4 protein-coding genes are annotated in these 26,421 nt (G+C 48.8%); all 4 read left to right on the top strand.

The window, feature by feature from the left end:
- The first annotated feature begins 117 nt into the window (after positions 1 to 117).
- The 4 genes from KKZ03_RS19880 (at position 118) to KKZ03_RS19865 (ending at position 25,971) form a co-directional block, all read left to right on the top strand.
- Positions 118 to 11,955, top strand: a complete 11,838-nt coding sequence (locus KKZ03_RS19880; RefSeq protein ID WP_243218488.1) for an FG-GAP-like repeat-containing protein — start codon at positions 118 to 120, stop codon at positions 11,953 to 11,955.
- Between the two features lie 858 nt (positions 11,956 to 12,813).
- Positions 12,814 to 14,931: a glycosyltransferase family 41 protein gene (locus KKZ03_RS19875; RefSeq protein WP_243218487.1), complete on the top strand. Its 2,118-nt coding sequence runs from the start codon at positions 12,814 to 12,816 to the stop codon at positions 14,929 to 14,931.
- Between the two features lie 32 nt (positions 14,932 to 14,963).
- The gene (locus KKZ03_RS19870; RefSeq protein WP_243218486.1) at positions 14,964 to 16,409 is read left to right on the top strand and encodes a TIGR03032 family protein; all 1,446 of its coding nucleotides are present in this window, start codon (positions 14,964 to 14,966) and stop codon (positions 16,407 to 16,409) included.
- Between the two features lie 184 nt (positions 16,410 to 16,593).
- Entirely contained in the window at positions 16,594 to 25,971 is a 9,378-nt protein-coding gene (locus KKZ03_RS19865) for an FG-GAP-like repeat-containing protein (RefSeq protein WP_243218485.1), read from the top strand.
- Positions 25,972 to 26,421 lie beyond the last annotated feature (450 nt).

Here is a 26,421-nt window from a genome sequence, read left to right as displayed (position 1 = left end):
TCAATGCTGATTTGCAACAACAACAATAATAATTAATAAGCACCCGGGCATTACTTTCAAATAGCGAAAGGCTGACGGGTTTTAACTGACGCATCACTTTAATAGAGCAATAATATTATGGCAGTCTATCAAATCAACATTACCCAAACCGCTGGCAATACCGCTGTTACCGAAGGTGGAGCGACCGATACTTATACACTGGTACTGGAAAGCGCACCCACCGCCGATGTTGTTATTACCTTGGGTAATACCAACGGACAGGTAAATGTTGATTTTGCCACCTTAACCTTTACGACAGATAACTGGAATACGGCGCAAACCGTGACGGTATCTGCAGTTAATGATACGGTGGGTGAAGGCATGCACCGTGGTGTTATTCAACACACGGTGACCAGTGCTGACGGCAATTACAATGGTCTGGTTGTTGGCAATGTTATCGTGGCGGTCACCGATAATGACCTGCCGGTTGGGGATCCTGCTTTCAATAGCCCAATAACTAATCCGTTGGGTTTGACGGATATTGGTAGTAATGCCGCGCCCAGCTTTGTTGATATTGATGGCGACGGTGATTTGGATGCCTTTATTGATAACAACGCTGGCGATACTTGGTTTTTCCAAAACACCGGCACGGCCAGTCTTGCCGCTTTTGCTGCGCCGGTTAGCAATGCCTTTGGTTTGACCGATGCCGGTTCTTTTGCCAAGCCCACTTTTGTTGATATTAATGATGACGGTTTACTGGATGCTTTTATTGGTAATTATGATGGCAACTCCCTTTTTTATCAAAACACCGGCACGGCCAGTCTTGCCGCTTTTGCTGCGCCGGTTAGCAATGCCTTTGGTTTGACCAATGTAGGTAGTTATGCCTCGCCCACTTTTGTTGATATTGATAGTGATGGCGATCTGGATGCCTTTATTGGCAACAGAGCTGGTGAAACCCTGTTTTATCAAAATATCGGAACTGCCAGCCTTGCCGCTTTTGCCTCGCCAGTCAGCAATGCCTTTAGTTTGACCAATGGCGATACCTATACTGTGCCCACTTTTGTTGATATTAATGGTGACGGTTTGCTGGATGCCTTTATTAGCAACCAAGCTGGCAACACATTGTTTTATCGAAACACCGGCACTGTCAGCCTTGCCGTTTTTACTACGCCGGTTAGCAATGCCTTTGGTTTGACCAATGTTGGTAATTCTGCCTCGCCCACTTTTGTTGATATTAATGGTGACGGTAAGCTGGATGCTTTTATTGGCAACAACTTGGGCATCACCCGATTGTTTCTTAACAGCCCGGCGCCAACCAACGTTGTACCGACCTTAACCACCTTAGCCTCAACGCTGACTACCGGTAATGAAGATACCGCCATTACCATTACATTTGCAAATCTTGCCGCCCAAGGTAATGAAGCTGATGATGGCACTGTCACGGCTTTTGCCGTTAAAGCCATTAGCTCGGGTAGCTTAAAAATCGGTACTTCAGCACTAACGGCGACCGACTTTAATGCCGCGACCAACTATCTTGTCAATGCCACGAAAATTGCTTATTGGACACCGGATGCCAACGCCAACGGCACCCAAAATGCCTTTACCGTGACCGCCATTGATGACATGGGTGCAGAATCGATTACCGCCATTCAGGCAACCGTCGACGTAACGGCAGTGGCAGATATTATCATTACCCAAACCGCTGGCAATACCGCTGTTATCGAAGGTGGAGCGACCGATACTTATACACTGGTACTGGAAAGCGCACCCACCGCCGATGTTGTTATTACCTTGGGTAATACCAACGGACAGGTAAATGTTGATTTTGCCACCTTAACCTTTACGACAGATAACTGGAACGTCGCGCAAACCGTCACGGTCAGTGCGGTTAATGACACCATGGGTGAGTTTACCAACACCGGTGTGATTAACTACACCGTGGCCAGTACCGATGCCAATTACAACAACATTGCCATCGCCAATACCATCGTCACGGTGACGGATAATGACCTGCCGGTGGGTAATCCGACTTTTCAACCCGCTATTACCAATCCATTTGGTTTGGGTGATGTGGGTCAGATTGCCCATCCCACTTTGGTGGATATTGATGGCGACGGCGATCTGGATGCCTTTGTGGGCTATAATGATGGCAACACCTTGTTTTATGAAAACACCGGCACTGCCAGCTTTGCCGTTTTTGCTACGCCAATCAGCAATGCTTTTGGTTTGACCTATGCTGGTATTTCTACCTCGCCCACTTTTATTGACATTGATGGCGACGGCGATCCGGATGCCTTTATCGGCAACCTGTCTGGCGATATCCTGTTTTATGAAAACACCGGCACTGCAAGCCTTGCCGCTTTTGCAACGGCGACCACCAATCCGTTTGGTTTGGGTGATGTGGGAAGTTATGCCGTCCCCACTTTGGTGGATATTGATGGCGACGGTGATCTGGATGCCTTTGTGGGCAATAATGCTGGCAACACCTGGTTTTACCAAAATACCGGTACGGCCAGCAGTGCCGCTTTTGCAAACCCTAGCACCAGTCCGTTTGGCTTGGGTGATGTGGGTAATTCTGCCAACCCCACTTTTGTGGATATTGATGGCGATGGGGATCTGGATGCCTTTGTGGGTAATCAGGCTGGCGACACCCTGTTTTACCTAAATACCGGCACAGCCAGCAGTGCCGCATTTGCAACCCCTAGCACCAGTCCGTTTGGTTTGGGTGATGTAGGTCCTTCTGCCTCGCCCACTTTTATTGACATTGATGGCGACGGCGATCTGGATGCCTTTGTGGGCAATAATGCTGGCAATACCCTGTTTTATATCAACAATGCCGCACCGATCAGTACCAATGATACGGTCACTACGCTGGAAGATACCGCTGTGGTGTTGACGACCAGTGATTTTGGTACCTACAGTGATTCGAGTGTGGGTTCAACGGCCACCGCGTTTGCAGCAGTACAAATCACCACCTTGGCCAGTGCCGGTACCTTGGAATATAACAACGGCAGTAACTGGGCCGCGGTGACGCTGGATCAAGAAATCAGCGTGACTGATATTACCGCCGGCAACTTGCGCTTTACGCCGACTGCTAATGGTAATGGCGACGGTTATGCGACGGTAGGCTTTAAAGTCAGCGATGGCACGACCTTTAGTGCCACGGCCAATACCTTAACGGTTGATGTCACATCGGTGAACGATGCGCCGACCTTAACGGCTTTTGTCTCAACACTGGTCACCGGCGATGAAGATACCGCCGTTACCGTTACATTGGCTAATCTGGTCGACCAAAGTGATGAAGCTGATGACGGCACTGTCACGGCTTTTTCTGTTAAAGCGATCACCAGTGGTACCTTAAAAATTGGTACTTCAGCATTAACGGCTACCGACTTTAATGCCGCGACCAACTATCTTGTCAATGCTACGAATATTGCATACTGGACACCGGCAGCCAATGCCAACGGCACCCAAAATGCCTTTACCGTGACCGCCGTTGACAATACCGGTGCAGAATCGGCTACCGCCATTCAGGCGACTGTCAGCGTAACGGCCGTCAACGATATACCGACCTTAACCGCCTTCATCGCAGCACTGGCTACCGGTAATGAAGATACGGCCATTACCATCACTTTGGCTAATCTGGCCGACCAAAGTGATGCGATTGACGTTGATCTAAACGGAGCGGCCTTTGCCGTTAAAGCTATCACATCAGGTACCTTAAAAATTGGTGCAGATGCCGCAACCGCGCTCGCCTTTAATGCCGCGACCAACTATCTGGTTGATGCCACGCACTTTGCTTATTGGACACCGGATGCCAACGCCAACGGCATCCAAAATGCCTTTACCGTGACCGCCATTGATGACATGGGTGCAGAATCGATTACCGCCATTCAGGCAACCGTCGACGTAACGGCAGTGGCAGATATTATCATTACCCAAACCGCCGGCAATACCGCAGTTACCGAAGGTTTTGCCACTGATACTTATACCGTAGTACTGGATACCGCACCCACCGCCGATGTTATTATTACCTTGGGTAACACCAACGGACAGGTAAGCACTGATTTCACTACCTTAACTTTTACGACACTCAACTGGAACGTCGCGCAAACCGTCACGGTCAGTGCGGTTGATGACACAGTGGGCGAAGGCATGCACCGTGGTGTTATTCAACACACGGTGACCAGTGCTAACGGCAATTACCATGGTCTGGTTGTTGGCAACGTTATCGTAGCGGTTACCGATAATGACTTACCGGTCGGGAATCCTGTTTTTACTAGCCCAACCAGTAATCCGCTGGGTTTGACCGATGTTGGTTTATATGCCAAACCCAATTTGGTTGATATTGATGGTGATGGCGATCTGGATGCCTTTATTGGCAACAGTGACGGTAATACCCTGTTTTATCAAAACACCGGCACGGCCAGCAGTGCGTCTTTTTCTGCACCGGTTAGTAATGCCTTTGGTTTGACTGATGTCGGTTTTTATGCCGCCCCCACTTTTGTTGATATTGATGGCGATAGCGATCTGGATGCCTTTATTGGTAACACGGATGGCAATGCCTTGTTTTATGAAAACACCGGCACTGCCAGTCTTGCCGCTTTTACTACACCGACTAGCAATGCCTTTGGTTTGACCGATGTCGGTAATATGGCTGCTCCCAGCTTGGTTGATATTGATGGCGACGGCGATTTGGATGCCTTTATAGGCAACTTTGATGGTAATACTCTGTTTTATCAAAACACCGGCACTGCCAGCCTTGCCGCTTTTACTACACCAGTTAGCAATGCTTTTGGTTTGACCGATGTTGGTATGAATGCCTCACCCAGTTTGGTTGATATTGATGGCGACGGTTTGCTGGATGCCTTTATTGGCAACAGGGATGGCATTGCCGGCAATACCCTGTTTTATGAAAACACCGGCTCTGCCAGTAGTGCTGCTTTTACTGCGCCAGTCAGCAATGCCTTTAATTTGACCGCTGTATTTGGTTTGTCTTCGCCCAGCTTTGTTGATATCGATGGCGACGGCGATCTGGATGCCTTTATTGGTAATCAAGTTGGCAATACTCTGCTGTTTATTAACAATGCCGCACCGACCTTAACTGCCTTTACCGCAGCGCTGGCCACCGGCAATGAAGATAGCGCCATTACCATCACTTTTCTTGATCTTGCCGCGCAAGGTGATGAGGCTGACAGTGACGGCACGATCACGGCTTTTGCCGTTAAAGCGATCACCAGTGGTAGCTTAAAAATTGGTACTTCAATGGCAACGGCTGCCGACTGGGATGCCGCGAGCAACTATCTGGTTGATGCCACGAATATTGCATACTGGACACCGGCAGCCAACGGCACCCAAAATGCCTTTACCGTGACCGCCGTTGATAATACCGGTGCAGAATCGGCTACCGCCATTCAGGCAACCGTCGAGGTAACGGCAGCGCCGGGTATCATCATTACCCAAACTGCCGGCAATACCGCAGTTACCGAAGGTGGTGTGCCAGATGGCTATGACTTGGTACTATCACGTGCACCCCTTCACGATGTTGTTATTACCTTGGGTACCACCAACGGACAGGTAAGCACCAATGGTTTAATCACCTTAACCTTTACGGCAGACAACTGGAGTGCGCCGCAAGGCGTGTTGATCAGTGCGGTTAATGACACGGTGGGTGAAGGCATGCACCGTGGTGTTATTCAACACACGGTGACCAGTGATGATGACAATTACCATGGTATGGTTGTTGGTAACGTTATCGTAGCGGTTACCGATAATGACCTGCCGGTCGGGAATCCTGTTTTTACTAGCCCAACCAGTAATCCGCTGGGTTTGACGGATATTGGTAGTAATGCCGCGCCCAGCTTTGTTGATATTGATGGCGACGGTGATCTGGATGCTTTTATTGGTAAAGGCGATGGCAATGCCCTCTATTATGAAAACACCGGCACTGCCAGCCTTGCCGCTTTTACTACGCCAGTAAGCAATGCCTTTGGTTTGACCGATGTTGGTGGTTATGCAACGCCCAGCTTTGTTGATATCGATGGCGATGGCGATCTGGATGCCTTTATTGGCAACAGTGCCGGTAATACCCTGTTTTATGAAAACACCGGCACGGCCAGTCTTGCCGTTTTTGCTGCGCCGATCAGCAATGCCTTTGGTTTGACGAATGTCGGTAATTATGCCGCGCCCAGCTTTGTTGATATTGATGGTGATGGCGATCTGGATGCCTTTATTGGCAAAGGCGATGGCAATGCCCTCTTTTATGAAAATACCGGCACTGCCAGCCTTGCCGTTTTTGCTACGCCAGTCAGCAATGCCTTTGGTTTGACCAACGTCGGTAGTTTTGCCAGGCCTACTTTTGTTGATATTGATAGTGATGGCGATCAGGATGCCTTTATTGCTAACTATGCTGGCAACACCCTGTTTTATCAAAACATCGGCACTGCCAGTAGTGCGTCTTTTGACTCGCCAGTTACTAATTCCTCTGGCGTGATCAATCTCGCTTATCGTGCAGCGCTCAGCTTGGTTGATATTGATGGCGACGGCGATCTGGATGCCTTTATTGGCAATGAATCTGGCAATACCCAGCTGTTTATTAACACACTAGTATCTGCCAATGCCGCGCCGATCTTGGCTAGCGCAACGGCAATGACCAATATCAATGACACCGCAACAGCGACACCGTTTTCGGCGTTTACCATTACCGATGCCGACAGCGCCAGCCTAACCGTTAGTATTGCCCTGGATACCGCTGCCAAAGGTGTGTTTACGGCGGCATCTTTAAGTAGTTCCGGCTTTAGCACCACAGATAACGGCCTGACCTACAGTCATGCACCGGGCACCCCCGCCGCCTTGCAAGCCGCCTTGCAGTTATTGGTATTTGAACCGACTGCCAATCGGGTGGCAGCACTTGCCCATGAAAGTACCCATTTTACCGTTAGCGTCAGTGACGGTGTTGCCCCTACGGTAACCAATACCACCACAACGGTTACCGTTTGGCATCCGCAGGATCCAACTTTTATGACGCCGGTTAGCAATCCGCTGGGTTTGACCGATATTGGTTCTTATGCCTGGCCCACTTTTGTTGATATTAATGATGACGGCGATCTGGATGCCTTTATTAGCAATAAAGTTGGCGAAACCTGGTTTTATGAAAACACCGGCACGGCCAGCCTTGCCGTTTTTACTGCGCCAGTTACCAATGCCTTTGGTTTGACTTATATCGGTGATTTTGCCTCGCCCGGTTTTGTTGATATTGATGGCGATGGCGATCTGGATGCCTTTATTGGCGAGAGATATGGCAATACCCTGTTTTATGAAAACACCGGCACGGCCAGTCTTGCCGTTTTTGCTGCGCCAATCAGCAATTCCTTTGGTTTGACTAATGTCGGTACTTATGCCGCGCCCAGCTTGGTTGATATTGATGGGGATGGCGATCTGGATGCTTTTATTGGTAACTTGGTTGGCGACACCCTGTTTTATCAAAACACCGGCACTGCCAGCCTTGCCGCCTTTACTACACCAGTTACCAATGCCTTTGGCTTGACCAATGCTGCTTTTGCCAAGCCGAGATTTGTTGATATTGACGGCGATGGCGATCTGGATGCCTTTATTGGCAACTGGCTTGGCAACACCTTGTTTTATGAAAACACCGGTACGGCCAGCCTTGCCGCTTTTGCTGCGCCGGTTAGCAATGCCTTTGGTTTGACCGATGTGGGTTATGCTGCCGCGCCCACTTTTGTTGATATTAATGGTGACGGTAAGCTGGATGCCTTTATTGGCAACAGTGACGGCAAAACCAATCTGTTTATTAACAACGCTGCGCCAACCAACGCTGCACCAACCTTGGCGGGTGCAACGGCAGTGACCAATATTAATGATACCGGGACTACGACACCGTTTTCGGCATTTACCATTACCGATGCCGACAGCGCCAGCCTAACCGTCAGTATTGCCCTGGATACCGCTGCCAAAGGTGTGTTTACGGCGGCATCTTTAAGTAGTTCGGGCTTTAGCACCACATATAACGGCCTGACTTACAGCCATGCAACCGGCACACCCGCCGCCTTGCAAGCCGCCTTGCAGTTATTGGTATTTGAACCGACTGCCAATCGGGTGGCAGCACTTGGCCATGAAATTACCCATTTTACCGTTAGCGTCAGTGACGGCGTTGCCCCGACGGTAACCGATACCACCACGACGGTTACTGTTTGGCATCCGCAGGATCCGAACTTTACTACGCCGGTTAGCAATCCGCTGGGTTTGACCCAAGTCAGTGGCAAAGCCACCCCTAGCTTGGTTGATATCGATGGCGACGGTGATCTGGATGCCTTTATTGGTGAATCAAATGGAAACACCTTGTTTTATGAAAACACCGGCACGGCCAGCCTTGCCGCTTTTGCTGCGCCAGTTTACAATGCCTTTGGTTTGACTAATGTCGGTGGCTGGGCCACGCCCAGCTTTGTTGATATTGATCATGATGGCGATCTGGATGCCTTTATTGGCAACAGTGCTGGCGAAACCAGGTTTTATCAAAACACTGGCACTGCCAGCCTTGCTGTTTTTACTGCGCCAATCATCAATGCCTTTGGTTTGACGAGTGTCGGTGGGTATACCGCAGCCACTCTTGTTGATATTGATGGTGACGGCGATCTGGATGCTTTTATTGGCAACTTGAATGGCAACACCCTGTTTTATCAAAACACCGGCACTGCCAGTAGTGCGTCTTTTACTGCGCCGGTTAGCAATGACTTTGGCTTGACCAATGTCGGTAATTTTGCCAAGCCCAGCTTGGTTGATATTGATGGTGACGGCGATCTGGATGCCTTTATTGGCGACATGACTGGTAATAGCCTGTTTTATGAAAACACCGGCACTGCCACCCTTGCTGTTTTTGCTACGCCAGTCAGTAACGCCTTTGGTTTGATCAGTGTCGGTGTTTATATGGCACCCACTTTTGTTGATATTAATGATGACGGTAAGCTGGATGCCTTTATTGGCAACAGTGACGGCCAAACCAATCTGTTTATTAACAACGCCGCGCCGACCTTGGTTACTTTCACCTCAGCACTGGCCACCGGTAATGAAGATACCGCTATTACCATCACTTTTGCAAATCTTACCGCTCAAGGTGATGAGACTGATGACGGTACGGTAACGGCCTTTGCTGTTAAAGAGATCACTAGTGGTACCTTAAAAATTGGTGCAGATGCTTGGGATGCCGTTACCAACTATCTGGTTGATGAAGCGCATATTGCTTACTGGACACCGGATGCCAATGCCAACGGCACCTTGAATGCCTTTACCGTGACTGCTGTTGATAATCTGAATGCACAATCGGCTACAGCCATTCAGGCAACCGTAAATGTAATCAACCTGAATGACGCGCAGGTATTTACTTCCGGCCCAAGCGGTTCCATCGACGAAAACGCGCTAATCAGTGCCGTCATTTACACGGCGACAACCACCGATGCAGACATCTTTTCGGTAGTCACCTACAGCTTGGGCGGCGCCGATCTGGCTTTGCTGGCTATTGATGAGGTTAGCGGAGTGGTAACCTTGTTAGCTTCTGCCGACTTTGAAAGTAAAGCCAGCTACAACTTTGACGTCATCGCCAATGACGGCATCACCACGACCACACAAGCCGTGGTGGTTTCGGTGAACGATCTGAATGACGCGCCGGTATTTACTTCAGGTGCGACAGATTCCGTCGACGAAAACGCGCTGATCAGTGCCGTCATTTATACGGCGACAACCACCGATGCAGACATCTTCTCGGTAGTCACCTACAGCTTGGGCGGCGCCGATCTGGCTTTGCTGGCTATTGATGAGGTTAGCGGAGTGGTAACCTTGTTAGCTTCTGCCGACTTTGAAAGTAAAGCCAGCTACAACTTTGACGTCATCGCCAATGACGGCATCACCACGACCACACAAGCCGTGGTGGTTTCGGTGAACGATCTGAATGACGCGCCGGTATTTACTTCAGGTGCGACAGATTCCGTCGACGAAAACGCGCTAATCACTACCGTCATTTACACAGCGGTAACGACCGATGCGGACAACCTGGCTTCACGTACTTACACCTTGGGCGGCGACGATGCCGGCTTACTGGATATCACTGCGGGTGTGGTGACGCTGAAAGCTTCTGCTAATTTTGAAGCCAAAGCCAGCTACAGTTTTAACATCATTGCCTTTGACGGTACCTTAACCACTCCACAAGCTGTGGTGGTTTCGGTGAACAATCTGAATGACAATGCGCCGGTATTTACTTCAGGCGCAATCGGTTCGGTTGACGAAAACGCGCTAAGTAGCACCGTCATTTATACAGCGGTAACGACCGATGCGGACAACCTGACTTCACGTACTTACACCTTGGGCGGCGACGATCAAGCCTTGCTGGATATTAATGCGGAAACGGGTGCGGTGACCCTGAAAGCTTCTGCCAATTTTGAAGCCAAAGCCAGCTACAGTTTTAACGTCATTGCCTTTGACGGTACCGAAACCACTCCACAAGCCGTGGTGGTTTCGGTGAACAATCTGAATGACAATACGCCGGTATTTACTTCAGGCGAAACCGGTTCGGTTGAAGAAAACGCGCTAATTGATACCGTCATTTACACGGCGACAACCACCGATGCAGACGACCTGTCGATGGTTACCTTCAGCTTGGGCGGCGACGATCTGGCCTTGCTGGATATTAATGTGGAAACGGGTGCGGTGACGCTGAAAGAAGCTGCTGACTTTGAAAGCAAAGCCAGCTACAATTTTAACGTCATTGCCAGTGACGGCACCTTAACCACTCCACAAACCGTGGTCGTTTCGGTGCTTAACCTGAATGATAATGCACCGACCGGTTTAGTGACTATTACCGGCACGGCTACGCAAAACCAAACGTTAATCGCCGCCAATACCTTGGCAGATGCCGATGGTTTAGGCGTCATTGCCTACCAATGGTTTGCCAATGGCACGGCCATTAACGGTGCAACTGCGGAATCATTTACTTTGGGTCAGGAGCAGGTGGCTCAAGCGATTACCGTACAAGCCAGTTATATCGATGGTGCCGATGCACTTGAACAGGTAACCAGCGATGCCAGCGCTAATGTCATAGCGTTACAAGCAGACACAGCAGGAAATGATTCCTTTGTCGGTAGTGTTGACAACAGCACGGTTGGATATGATTTTGCTCTGGCAGATATGTCAACCAATATTACCCGGGTTGGGCTCTCTTCTGACGGAAAAACGGTAGTGTTTAAAGGCATTGATGGCACCGATACCTTAACCAATATCGAAGATCTGGTTTTTGGCAGTGACACCATCAGTATGGCTGATTTTTTGAAGATGGTAACGGTGACTCAGCTGTTTGATTCTTTAGGCAACACCAACAAAACTTATGCTATGCCGGACTTGTATACCGGTCCCCTTGATCTTGACTATCAACTAATAGATGAGTCTGACAACGCGGTTATTATTGGCTCAGACAGTAATGATTTTATCAAGGTAGCCGGCAGTGGCAATAAAGCTGTCAATAGCGGAACAGGCAATGATGTGATTGATGGTTCTACAGGATCGTCGTTTTTGACCAGTGGCGAGGGTAATGATACGGTCTTTCTGGATGGCAGAATGGCCGGTACCTCCTGGTCAACGCTGACTGATTTTCAACAAGGTCAGGATCACGCCACTATTTTTGGTTGGGTTAACGGTGTCAGTAAAGTGGTTGGTTTTTCCAACAGCGATGGTGCGGCTGGCTATACCGGCTTAACGTTGCATATTCAGAATCTGCTGCCTGATGGCTCGGCAGTCGGCACCACTAATCCGGCGTTGAATTCACTTACCCTGACCGGGCACACCCTGGCGGAATTTGGTGCCAGTTCTTTGGCAGACTTGAATAGTCAAATTGCCAGTGGCACCAATACGCATTTTCTTACCGGGCAGGTGACTGACAGCTTTGGCACTCATGGGTATTTGTATATTAGTTAACGGAGGATTTTTTTTACGTTTTAAAAGCTATTGAAATATTCAAACGTTTCGGTCTGGGTTACAAACCCCGACCGGCATCGAGGAAGCGAGGGTTCCAGGTTGAGATGAGGGGGATGTAACTGCTTGATTTTACTGAAGCGTGACGGGGCTCTTATCGTTCCCACGCTCCGGCGTGGGAATGCCGTTAGTGACGCTCCTGCGTCACGCAACGCTTGAGCGTTGCTGGATGAGTTCCCACGCCGGAGCGTGGGAACTAGGCTGAAATTATCCTTGAAGTAGTAGTAATAGTAGTAGGTCGGGTTAGGCGCCAGCCGTAACCCGACACAGTCTGAAGCGTGACGGGGCTTGAAATCCGGTCACTCACGTTTTAAAAGCTGTTGAAATATTCAAACGTTTCGGTCGGGGTTACAAACCCCGACCGGCATCGAAGTAGACTATTTAGTGGTTCCCGACCCTGCACCTACCTTCCTTGTGTATGCAGGCTCTAAGCCTCGGATACTCGACGGTATGGGTGAATAGGGCGGGGGCCAATCTACGAAACAGGCTCTGATTATATCAATAACCAGTCCTAAAGTCGGGACGGCCTCCCAATAAACGGTTAAAGCTTACTTGATCTTTTAGTAATATTTAATTAATTTTGATCATACAAGGTCGGGTTAGGCGCCAGCCGTAACTGAACACAGCTACTAAGCCTTTTTGCTTGTTCTGTCTAAAGTGGGTAGCCCACTTTTTGCATAATCATACATTTATGTAGTTTTAAAAGTAAAATATATTTGTAATTTTCAGATTTCTTGGTAGCATTAAGCACTCATAAGTGCGTTATTGTTTAGTAACAATAATAAATAATGTTCTCCAAAAATGACCAAAAAATTAATAACAACCAAGCAAACCGCTCCTGCCAAGACCTGCTTTGATCAAGGTAAACAGCACCTCCATGATGGTAATTCGGCAGCAGCGATGCTGTGTTTTAAAGAAGCCATCCGCTTACAAGCCGATTTTGTGCCCGCCTATAATAATCTGGGTAATCTCTTGCAGGCAGAAGGCTTAACTACCCAAGCCATTGACGTTTATCAACAGGCCTTGCAGCTGGCACCCACTATGGCGGTATTGCATTGCAATATGGCCGGTCTCTGGCAGTTTCAGGGTGACACCGATCTTGCCATCGCAAGTTATCAGCGTGCTTTGACGCTGGACCCCGATTTTTTACCCGCCCACTTCAATTTGGGTAAAGTATTCGCCTCTTTAAACCAGTTTGCAGATGCCGAAAAAGCTTATCAGGCAGCGCTAAAGCTAAAGCCGGATTACGCTGACGTGCATCTGGAGCTTGGTCATATTTATCGGCAACAAGGCTTGCTTGATATGGCCATTAGCTGTTTTAAAACCGCACTGCGTAGCCAACCTGACTTTGCTCGTGCTTACAATAGTTTAGGGGCTACCTTGCAGCAGCGAGGAGAGATGAACTTCTCTCAGATCTGCTATCGACGTGCCCTTGTCCTGCAGCCGGATAACGATGTGGCGTATGCCAATTTAGGTTTGTTGCTGGAAGATTTGGGGCAGTTAGACGCGGCACAGCAGCATTATGAGCAAGCGTTGGCTTTGCAACCACAGGCAACGGCGGTTTTATACCGACTAAACCACTTGCGTTTAAAACTGGCTGACTGGCAGGATTATGAGCAACGGCTGGCTACCTTAATTGCGCAAACGCAAGTCTGTGTCGACCAACAACAGGCAGCCACCTTACCAATAATGCAATTAATGTCAGTACCCATGCCGATGGCTTTGCAAAGCGCTGTCGCCAAACAAGTGGCCGAGTCGTATGCGCTTTCTGTTACCGGTATGCAAGCCCAAGTGCCTCCTGTCATCCCTGAGCAGGCACCAGCGCGCTTGCGACTGGGTTATGTGTCGCCGGATTTTCGCTGCCATGCTGTCGGCATGCTGATACACGAGATGTTCCAGTATCATCAGCGCCCGGATTTTGAAATTTTTGCCTATAGTCTGATACCGACTGATGATGACTGGACCGAAAGTATCCGGCAAGGCTGTGATCATTTTATTGACGTTGCCTTTCTGTCACCGCTGGCCATTGCACAACGGATTCAAGCGGACGGTATCCATATTTTGATTGATCTGGCCGGTTATACCAGTCATTCGTTAACGGCGTTGTTTGCTTTAAAACCGGCACCGGTACAGCTACATTATCTGGGTTATCCCGGCACCTTAAGTGCTGATTTTATCCCGTATATGCTGGCCGATCACACCTTGCTTCCGCCGTCCACCGCCGCCCATTACACCGAACAGATATTGCATTTACCCCATGCCTGGGTGGCAGCGCCCATGGATATTGCCGATGTCACCCTTACCCGGGCCGATTATGGCTTGCCTGCTGACGGTATGGTGTTTTGTTGTTTTAACGGCACCTATAAAATTGACCCAAGCCTTTTTCAGGTATGGATGCGTATATTGCAACAATTACCCGGCAGCGTTTTGTGGTTAAGTGAGGGCGGTCATCCCCTTATCAAACAACGCCTGCAGCAGCAAGCCAAGCTTTTGGGTATCGCGCCTGAACGGCTGATTTTTGCAGGACAGTTGCCGCATGATGAATACCTGGCACGTTACCGCCTGGCCGACCTGTTTTTGGATACGTTTAACTACAGTGCAGCCTCCACCGCTATAGGTGCCTTGTGGGCAGGATTACCGGTATTAACCTGTCCGGGCGAAAGCAATGCCACACGGATGGGCGCCAGTTTAAGTCACGCCATTGGTATGCCCGAACTGATCTGCGCGTCATCGTTAGCCTATGAACAACAAGCCCTTGAGCTGGGTCGTGACAGGCTGAAACTGGCCGCTTTAAAAGCCAAACTGGCCGATATGCTGATTACCGCACCCTTGTTTAAACCGCAGGTGTTTATACAAACGCTGGAACACACTTTGCGTACGCTCTGGCAAACTATCAGCACCGATAGTACAACTCTGTAAGCACATTTTTACACCCTAATAAAGAAACCATCATGATTGAAGAAACCCCATCGATAATTAATTTGCAAGCCTCCGTAGGCCTATGGCAATGGTTAAACACCAACAAGCTGAGTCTGGCTTTTACCACTTATCAAACCAATCGTTTATTTTTGCTTGGTTGCAAGCCCGACGGGGAGTTGGCAGTCAATGAGCGCTTGTTTGATAAACCGATGGGGTTGTATGCCCACGATAACAGTCTGTACATGGCAACCCGCTATCAGCTCTGGCAACTGGAAAATCGTCTGGCCGAAGGTGAAAGCTGGCAGGGCAATGATCGTCTGTACATTCCGTGCCAGTCGTACACCACTGGCGATCTTAATGTGCATGATGTGGTGTTGGATAAAGACGGCCAACTGCTGTTTATCAATACCGATTTTAGCTGTCTGGCGGCTTTGCGCCCCGGATTTAGTTTTGAGCCGCTCTGGCAGCCGCCATTTATCACCAAACTGGCATCTGAAGATCGTTGCCACTTAAACGGCCTGGCGCTCCGTGGTGGCCAACCGACTTATGCCACGGCCTGCAGCAGTACCGATAGTGCCGCCGGTTGGCGCCATCATCGTCATCACGGCGGCATTGTCATGCACATACCCAGTAATGAAATTATTGCTACCGGTTTATCCATGCCGCACTCGCCACGTTGGCACAAGGGCAAACTTTGGTTGCTTAATTCCGGCAGCGGCGAACTGGGTTATCTGGATGGCGAGCGCTTTATTCCGGTGACGTTTTGCCCGGGATTTGTTCGCGGCCTGGCATTTTTTGGCCACTACGCTCTGGTGGGTTTATCAAAATTGCGCTCAGCCAGTTTTGGCGGCCTGGTTTTGGAACAGCGCTTGGCGGCACTGGGGCAAACCCCACAGTGCGGCTTGCAGGTGATTGATTTAAATACCGGTGCCGTGGTGCACAGTTTAGAGTTTACCGGTGTCGTGGAAGAGCTGTTTGACGTGGTGGTGTTGCCCGATGTGCTGCGGCCCGCGACCTTGGGATTTAAAGAAGAAGCGATTGACCGTCTGATTAATTTTCCGGGTTCCGGTGGTCTTATTACCACCAAACCTACCGTTAAGCGTCCGGGTATCGGCACGGTTATCCAGGTTGCCGGTTTACCGCGCTTAACGCAGCTGGCCCCAAGTACTCCCGCACCGATTAAATATCAACGGGTTTACCACCTGACCCCCGATAATCTGCTGCCCTACGAGGCGTTAACCTTCCCCAGTCTGCAACAACACTGGCAAACCAAACTGCAACGCGGTGAGTTGCATGGCGTATCGGCTTCTATAGACGGAGAAATGATCGGTTTTATCGTTGCCGAACAAGTACCGCAAGCCAATCCCGAAACATACGCTATTGAAGTGTTGTCGTTGTTTGTGTTGCCGGCCTATCGGCGTCAGGGTATTGCCGCTGCCTTAACCCAATGTTTGCAGCAAGCCTTGAAAACTCACTGATGAGTAGCGCATTTTTACCGCAGAGTACCGCATGCAGTTCCTAAGCGGACTATTGCTTGATACAAGCTTACGGCTTGCCAATCAATGCTGACAACAACAATTAATAAGCACCCGTGCAGTACTTTCAAATAACGAAAGGCTGACCGGTTTTAACTCAAGTATCACCTTATCGAGCAACAACATTATGGCAGTATATCAAATCACCATTACCCAAACCGCTGGCAATACTGTTGTTACCGAAGGTAGTGCCACCGATACCTATACTTTGGTACTGGATAGCGCACCCACCGCTGATGTTATTATTACCTTGGGTAACACCAACGGACAGGTAAGTACTGATGTCACTACCTTAACTTTTACGGCAGTTGACTGGAACATCGCGCAAACAGTGACGGTAACAGCGGTTAATGACACGATGGGTGAAGGCATGCACCGTGGTGTTATTCAACACACGGTGACCAGTACTGACGGCAATTATAATGGTTTGGTTGTTGGCAATGTCATCGTGGCGGTTACCGATAATGATCTGCCGGTTAGGGATCCTCTTTTCGGTACCCCAACCAGCAATCCGCTGGGTTTGACCGATGTCGGTAATTCTGCCAAGCCCACTTTTGTTGATATTGATGGCGACGGCGATCTGGATGCCTTTATTGGCGAACGCTTTGGCGACACCCTGTTTTATGAAAACACCGGCACTGCCAACTCTGCCGTTTTTGCTACGCCAATCACCAATGCCTTTGGTTTGATCGATGTCGGTAATTCTGCCGTACCCACTTTTGTTGATATTAATGGTGACGGTTTGCTGGATGCCTTTATTGGCAACAATTCTGGCAATACCCTGTTTTATCAAAATACCGGCACGGCCAGCCTTGCCGTTTTTGCTGCGCCGGTTAGCAATGCCTTTGGTTTGACCCCTATCAGTACTCGTTCCGCGCCCAGCTTGGTTGATATTGATGGTGACGGCGATCTGGATGCCTTTATTGGCAACTTTGCTGGCAACACCCTGTTTTATGAAAACACCGGCACTGCGAGCCTTGCGGTTTTTGCTGCGCCAATCAACAATGCCTTTGGTTTAACCAATGTCGTTAATATTGCCAGGCCCAGTTTTGTTGATATTAATGGTGACGGTTTGCTGGATGCCTTTATTGGCAACAGCGCTGGCAATACCCTGTTTTATAAAAACACCGGCACGGCCAGTCTTGCGGTTTTTGCTGCGCCAGTTACCAATGCCTTTGGTTTGACCGATATTGGTTCTAGTGCCACGCCCAGCTTGGTTGATATTAATGGTGATGGTAAGCTGGATGCCTTGATTGGCAGCAGCGCTGGTAACACCCTGCTGTTTATTAACAACGCAGCGCCGACCTTAACCGCCTTCGCCGCAGCACTTGCCACCGGCAATGAAGATACTGCTATTACCATCACTTTGGCTGAGTTTGCCGCCCAAGGTGATGAGGCTGACAGTGATGGTACGGTAACGGCTTTTGCCGTTAAAGCCGTTAGCAGCGGTAGCTTGAAAATTGGTGTCGATGTAGCAACGGCAACTGACTGGGATGTTTCAACCAACTATCTGGTTAATGCCACGCAGATTGCATACTGGACACCGGCAGCCAACGCCAACAGCACCTTGAATGCCTTTACCGTGACTGCTGTTGATGATTTGGGTGCAGAATCGGCTACCGCCATTCAGGCAACTGTCGAGGTAACGGCGGTGCCGGATATTATCATTACCCAAACTGCCGGCAATACCGCAGTTACCGAAGGTAGTGCCACCGATACCTATACTTTGGTACTGGATAGCGCACCCACCGCTGATGTTATTATTACCTTGGGTAACACCAACGGACAGATAAACGTTGATTTTGTCACCTTAACCTTTACGGCAGGCAACTGGAATACGCCGCAAACTGTGACTGTCAGTGCAGTTAATGATATGGTGGGTGAAGGCATGCACCGTGGTGTTATTCAACACACGGTGACCAGTGCTGACGGCAATTACAATGGCCTGGTTGTTGGCAACGTTATCGTGGCAATCACCGATAATGACCTGCGGATTGGGAATGCTGTTTTCAATAGCCCAACCAGTGATCCGCTAGGTTTGACTGATGTTGGTGTCTATGCCAAGCCCAATTTGGTTGATATTGATGGCGACGGTGATATGGATGCATTTATTGGCAGTTATGATGGCAACACCTTGTTTTATGAAAACACCGGCATTGCCAGCCTTGCCGTTTTTGCTACGCCAATCAGCAATGCTTTTGGTTTGACCAATGCCGGTTATGGTGCCGCACCCAGCTTGGTTGATATTGATGATGATGGCGATCTGGATGCCTTTATTGGTAACAGGGATGGCAATGCCTTGTTTTACGAAAACAACGGCACTGCCAGTCTTGCCGCTTTTGCTGCGCCAATCAGCGATGCCTTTGACTTAACGGATGTCGGCAGTTTTGCATCACCCACTTTTATTGATATTGATGGCGACGGCGATTTGGATGCCTTTATCGGCAATTTTGATGGTAATACTCTATTTTATCAAAACAACGGCACGGCCAGTCTTGCCGCTTTTACTGCACCAGTAAGCAACGCTTTTAGTTTGACCGATGCCGGTATTTCTGCCTCGCCCACTTTTATTGATATTGATGGCGACGGCGATCTGGATGCCTTTATCGGCAACCAGTCTGGCGATACCCTGTTTTATCAAAACATCGGTACTGCCAGCCTTGCTGTTTTTGCTGCGCCAGTTACCAATGCATTAGGTTTAACAACTGTTGGCAGTTCTGCCAAGCCCACTTTCGTTGATATAGATGGCGACGGCGATCTGGATGCCTTGATTGGCAACAACGATGGTATCACCCAGCTGTTTATTAACAATGTTACGCCGACCTTAACTGCCTTAGCCTCAGCGCTGGCCACGGGTAATGAAGATAGCGCCATCGTTATTACTTTTGCTGATCTGGTCGCTCAAGGTGATGAAGCTGACAGTGATGGTACCGTAGTGGCTTTTGTTGTTAAAGCCATTAGCAGCGGTAGCTTAAAAATTGGTGTTGATGAACAATCGGCTACAGACTGGGATGTTTCAACCAACTATCTTGTTGATGCCACGCAGTTCGCTTACTGGACAGCGGACGCCAATACCAATGGCACGCAGAATGCCTTTACTGTGACGGCTGTTGATGATCAGGGTGCAGAATCGGCTACCGCCATTCAGGCAACTGTCGAGGTAACGGCGGTGCCGGATATTATCATTACCCAAACTGCCGGTAATACCGTAGTTACCGAAGGTGGTGCCGCCGATACTTATACACTGGTACTGGAAAGCGCACCCACCGCTGATGTTATTATTACCTTGGGTAACACCAACGGACAGGCAAGTACTGATTTTGCCACCTTAACCTTTACGACAGCCAACTGGAATGCGCCGCAAACTGTAACTGTCAGTGCAGTTAATGATACGGTGGGTGAAGGCATGCACCGTAGTGTTATTCAACACACCGTAGCCAGTGTTGACCCCGGTTACAATGGTCTGGTTATTGGCAACGTTATCGTGGCAGTCACCGATAATGACCTGCGGATTGGGAATGCTGTTTTCAATAGCCCAATCAGTAATCCGCTGGGTTTGACCGATGTTGGTGACTATGCCAAGCCCAATTTGGTTGATATTGATGGCGACGGTGATCTGGATGCCTTTATTGGCAGTTATGATGGCAATACCCTGTTTTATCAAAACACCGGCACTGCCAGCCTTGCTGTTTTTGCTGCGCCAATCAGCGATGCTTTTGGTTTGACCAATGCCGGTTATGGTGCCGCACCCAGCTTGGTTGATATTGATGGTGATGGCGATCTGGATGCCTTTATTGGTAACAGGGATGGCAATGCCTTGTTTTACAAAAACAACGGCACTGCCAGTCTTGCTTCTTTTGCTGCGCCAATCAGCGATGCCTTTGGCTTAACGGATGTCGGCAGTTTTGCATCACCCACTTTTATTGATATTGATGGCGACGGCGATTTGGATGCCTTTATCGGCAATTTTGATGGTAATACTCTATTTTATCAAAACAACGGCACGGCCAGTCTTGCCGCTTTTACTGCACCAGTAAGCAACGTTTTTGGTTTGACCGATGCCGGTATTTCTGCCTCGCCCACTTTTATTGATATTGATGGCGACGGCGATTTGGATGCTTTTATCGGCAACAGTGATGGCGATATCCTGTTTTATCAAAACATCGGTACTGCCAGTCTTGCCGTTTTTGCTGCGCCAGTGACCAATGCCTTAGGTTTAACCACTGTTGGTAGTTCTGCCAAGCCTACTTTCGTTGATATAGATGGCGACGGCGATCTGGATGCCTTGATTGGCAATAACGATGGCATCACCCAGCTATTTATTAATAATGTTGCGCCGACCTTAACTGCTTTCAATTCAACGTTGGCCACCGGTAATGAAGATAGCGCCATCGTTATTACTTTTGCAAATCTTGCCGCCCAAGGTGATGAAGCTGACAGTGATGGTACCGTAGTGGCTTTTGTTGTTAAAGCCATTAGCAGCGGTAGCTTAAAAATTGGTGTTGATGAACAATCGGCTACAGACTGGGATGTTTCAACCAACTATCTTGTTGATGCCACGCAGTTCGCTTACTGGACAGCGGACGCCAATACCAATGGCACGCAGAATGCCTTTACTGTGACGGCTGTTGATGATCAGGGTGCAGAATCGGCTACCGCCATTCAGGCAACCGTTGACGTAACGGCAGTCAACGATGCGCCGACCTTGGCAGGTGTAACGGCAGTAACCAATATTAATGATACCGGGACTGCGACACCGTTTTCGGCGTTTACCATTACCGATGCTGACAGCGCCAGCCTAACCGTCAGTATTGCCCTGGATAACGCTGCCAAAGGTGTGTTTACGGCGGCGTCCTTAAGTAGTTCCGGCTTTAGCACTACAGATGCCCTGACTTACAACCATGCAACCGGCACCCCCGCCGCGTTGCAAGCCGCCCTGCAGTTATTGGTATTTCAACCCACTGCCAATCGGGTGGGAGCACTTGGCCATGAAATCACCCATTTTACCGTTAGCGTCAGTGACGGTGTTGCCCCGACGGTAACCAATACCACCACGACAGTTACCGTTTGGCACCCGCAGGATCCGACTTTTACTACTACGGTTACTAATCCCTTTGGTCTTACTAATAGCGATCTTGTTGCCAGGCCCAGTTTGGTTGATATTGATGCCGACGGCGATCTGGATGCCTTTATTGGTAATAATGATGGCTTTACCCGGTTTTATGAAAATACAGGCACTTTTAGTAGTGCGTCTTTTACTGTAACCAGTTATGCCTTTGGTTTAACGGATGTTGGTAATATTGCCAGGCCCACCTTTGTAGATATTAATGGCGACGGCGATTTGGATGCTTTTATTGGCAACAACGGAGGCAACACCCTGTATTATGAAAATGCGGGCACTGCCAGCAGTGCCGTTTTTTCTACGCCAGCTACTAATGCCTTTGGCTTGTCCGATGTTGGTAGTTTTGCATCGTCCAGCTTGGTTGATATTGATGGTGATGGCGATCTGGATGCCTTTATTGGTAACAGTGCAGGCAATACCCTGTTTTATGAAAATATCGGCAATGCCAGCGGTGCTGTTTTTACTGCGCCGATTACCAATGCCTTTGGCTTGACTAATGTAGGTATTTCTGCGACGCCCAGTTTGATTGATATTGATGGCGACGGCGATCTGGATGCTTTTATTGGCAATAATGATGGTACTACCCTGTTTTATAGAAATACCGGTACTGCCAGCAGAGCCGTTTTTTCTGCGCCAGTAAGCAATCCTTTTGGTTTGACGGATGTTGGCAGTATCGCCAGTCCCAGCTTTGTTGATATTAATGGTGACGGTAAGCTGGATGCCTTGATTGGTAACCTTGAAGGCAATACTCTGTTATTTATTAACAACGCTACGCCGACATTAAGTGTCTTCGACTCAACACTGACTAACGGCACTGAAGATATAGCCATTACCATCACTTTTGCAAATCTTGCCGCCCAAGGTGATGAAGCTGACAGTGACGGTACGGTAACGGCTTTTGCTGTTAAAGCGATCACTACCGGTACTTTAAAAATTGGTACTTCAGCACTAACGGCTACCGACTGGGACGCCGTTACCAATTATCTGGTTGACGCCACACATATTGCTTACTGGACAGCGGATGCCAATACCAACGGCACTCTGAATGCATTTACGGTTAAGGCCGTTGACAATACAGGTACAGAATCCGTTACCGCCATTCAGGCAACTGTCGACGTAACGCCCGTCAACGATGCGCCGACCTTGGCTGCTTTCGCCTCAACGCTGGTTACCGGCGATGAAGATACCGCAATCGCTATTGCTTTTGCTGATCTTGTCGCTCAAGGTGATGAGGCTGACAGTGACGGTGATGTAATGGCCTTTGCGGTTAAAGCGATCACATCAGGTAGCTTAAAAATTGGTATCGATGAACAATCGGCTACCGCTTGGGATGCTTTAACCAACTATCTGGTTGATGCCACGCAGATTGCTTATTGGACACCGGATACCAATGCCAACGGTACCCTTAATGCATTTACCGTGACCGCCGTTGATGATCTGGGTGCAGAATCGGCTACCGCCATTCAGGCAACCGTCGACGTAACGGCCGTCAACGATGTACCGACCTTAACTGCCTTCGCCTCAACGTTGGCTACTGGCGATGAAGATACTGCCGTCACCATTACTTTGGCTGATCTGGTCGTCCAGGGTGATCTGGCTGACAGTGATGGTAATGGAGCGGCCTTTGCTATTAAAGCCGTCAGCACGGGTACCTTAAAAATTGGTGTCGATTCACAAACTGCGACTGTTTGGGATGGTTCAAGCAACTATCTGGTTGATGAAACACATAGTGCTTACTGGACACCGGATGACAATGTCAACGGCATCCTAAATGCGTTTACCGTGACCACCGTTGATGATCTGGGTGCAGAATCGGCTACCGCCATTCAGGCAACCGTCGACGTAACGGCCGTCAACGATGCGCCGACCTTGGCTGCTTTCGCCTCAACGTTGGTCACCGGCGATGAAGATGCCGCCATTACCATTACTTTAGCTGATCTTGTCGCTCAAGGTGATGAAGCTGACAGTGACGGTGATGTAATGGCCTTTGCCGTTAAAACGATCACCAGTGGTACCTTAAAAATTGGTGTTAATGAACAATTGGCTACCGCTTGGGATGCCGAGAACAATTATCTGGTTGATGCCACACACCTTGTATACTGGACACCGGAGGCTAATGCCAACGGCATCCTGAATGCCTTTACCCTGACCGCCGTTGATGATCTGGGTGCAGAATCGGCTACCGCCATTCAGGCAACCGTCGACGTAACGGTCGTCAACGATGCGCCGACCTTGGCTGCTTTCGCCTCAACGCTGGTCACCGGCGATGAAGATACCGCCATTACCATTACTTTAGCTGATCTTGTCGCTCAAGGTGATGAAGCTGACAGTGACGATGATGTAATGGCTTTTGCTGTTAAAGCGATCACATCAGGTACCTTAAGAATTGGTAGCGATGAACAATCGGCTACCGACTGGGATGGTTCAAGCAACTATCTGGTTGATGAAACACATAGTGCTTATTGGACAGCGGATGCCAACGCCAACGGCACTCAAAATGCCTTTACCGTGACCGCCGTTGACGATCTGGGTGCAGAATCGGCTACCGCCATTCAGGCAACTGTCAGCGTAACCGCCGCCAACGATGCGCCAACCTTAACCGCCTTCGCCTTAACGCTGGTTACCGGTAATGAAGATACGGCCATTACCATTACTTTGACTGATCTTGTCGCCCAAGGTGATGAGGCTGACAGTGACGGTGATGTAATGGCCTTTGCCGTTAAAGCGATCACCAGTGGTACGTTAAAAATTGGTGTTAATGAACAATCAGCTACCATTTGGGATGCCGTTACTAACTATCTGGTTAATGAAACGCAGTTTGCTTACTGGACACCGGAAGCTAATGCCAACGGCATCCTGAATGCCTTTACTGTGATGGCTATAGATAATCAAGGTTTGGAATCGGTTACCGCCATTCAGGCAGCAATTAACGTAATTAATCTGAATAACAATGCGCCGGTATTTATTTCAGGCGCTACCGGTACTGTCAATGAAAACGCGCTAAGCAGTACGCCGCTATACACGGCAGTGACTACCGACGTGGACAACCTCTTACCGGTTACTTACGACTTGGGCGGTGCAGATCGGAACTGGCTGGATATTAATGCGCAAACGGGTGCGGTGACGCTGAAAGAAGCTGCCGACTTTGAAACCAAAGCCAGCTACAACTTTGATGTCATCGCCAATGACGGCGATAACCCCACCACACAAGCCGTGGTCGTTTCGGTGGTTAACCTGAACGACAATGGACCGACCGGTTTAGTAACGATTACCGGTACGGCCAAGCAAAATCAAACCTTAATCGCCGCCAATACCTTAGCAGATGCCGATGGTTTAGGCGTCATTGCCTACCAATGGTTTGCCAATGGCACGGTCATTAACGGTGCAACTGCAGAAACATTTACTTTGGGTCAGGAGCAGGTGGCTCAAGCGATTACCGTACAAGCCAGTTATACCGATGATGCCGGTGCGCTTGAACAGGTAACCAGTGCTGCCAGCGCTAATGTCATAGCGTTACAAACAGACACAACGGGAAATGATACCTTTGTCGGTAGTGTTGACAACAGCACGGTTGAATATGATTTTGCTCTGGCAGCAGATACGTCAACCAATTTTACCCGGGTTGGGCTCTCTGCTGATGGAAAAACGGTAGTTTTTAAAGGCGTTGATGGCACCGATACCTTAACCAATATCCAAGATCTGGTTTTTGGCAGTGACACCATCAGTATGGCTGATTTTTTGAAGATGGTAACGGTTGATCAGTTATTTGATTCTTTAGGCAACGCTAACAAAACTTATGTTATGCCTGACTTGTATACGGGTCCTCTTGATCTTGACTATCAACTAATAGATGAGTCCGCCAACGCGGTTATTATTGGTTCAGACAGTAATGATTTTATCAAGGTAGCTGGTAGTGGCAATAAAGCCGTCAATAGCGGAACAGGCAATGATGTGATTGATGGTTCTACAGGATCGTCCTTTTTGACCAGTGGCGAGGGCAATGATACGGTCTTTCTGGATGGCAGAATGGTCGGTACCTCCTGGTCAACGCTGACTGATTTTCAGCAAGGTCAGGATCACGCCACTATTTTTGGTTGGGTTAACGGTGTCAGTAAAGTGGTTGCTTTTTCCAACAGCGATGGTGCGGATGGCTATACCGGCTTAACGTTGCATATTCAGAATCTGCTGCCTGATGGCTCGGCAGCCGGCACCACTAATCCGGCGTTAAATTCAATTACCCTGACCGGGCATACCCTGGCGGAATTTGGTGCCAGTTCTTTGGCAGATTTGAATAATCAAATCACCAGTGGCACCAATACGCATTTTCTTACCGGGCAGGTGACTGACAGCTTTGGCGCTCATGGGTATTTGTATATTAGTTAACGGAGGATTTTTTTACGTTTTAAAAGCTATAGAAATATTCAAACGTTTTGGTTTGGGTTGCAAACCCGGATCGGCATCGGAAGGGGTATTAAATAAGCTGAAATAGGGTATTAGTGGACGGTGATTTAAGTGCAATGCTTTAGTCGCTCTCACTAAACAGCCAACGCTTGAGTTATTTTTCTTATAACTAATATTATTAACAGAAAAATTATTTCGATAGGTATTTTGTGTTTTTCTGATTGTAAAAAAGTCTGCATAGTTTACTATGTAGACTTTATTTTATTAATAATGAGCATTTTTAATTTTTTCATGGAAGTGATGAATGATTTGGTATCATAAAACATACCGGTCGGCGGGGTAACCTTGACCGAAACTGTTGAAGACTTCAATAGCTTTTAAATCAGAAGTAATAGGATTGTAAATTTTATTATCTTTAATTTATTTTTTTTG

Source organism: Methylobacter sp. S3L5C (assembly GCF_022788635.1).
In the GTDB taxonomy this organism is placed as follows: Bacteria; Pseudomonadota; Gammaproteobacteria; order Methylococcales; family Methylomonadaceae; genus Methylobacter_C.
The sequence above is the reverse complement of the archived record's forward strand: the minus strand, read 5'-3'. Positions and strand labels throughout refer to the sequence as shown.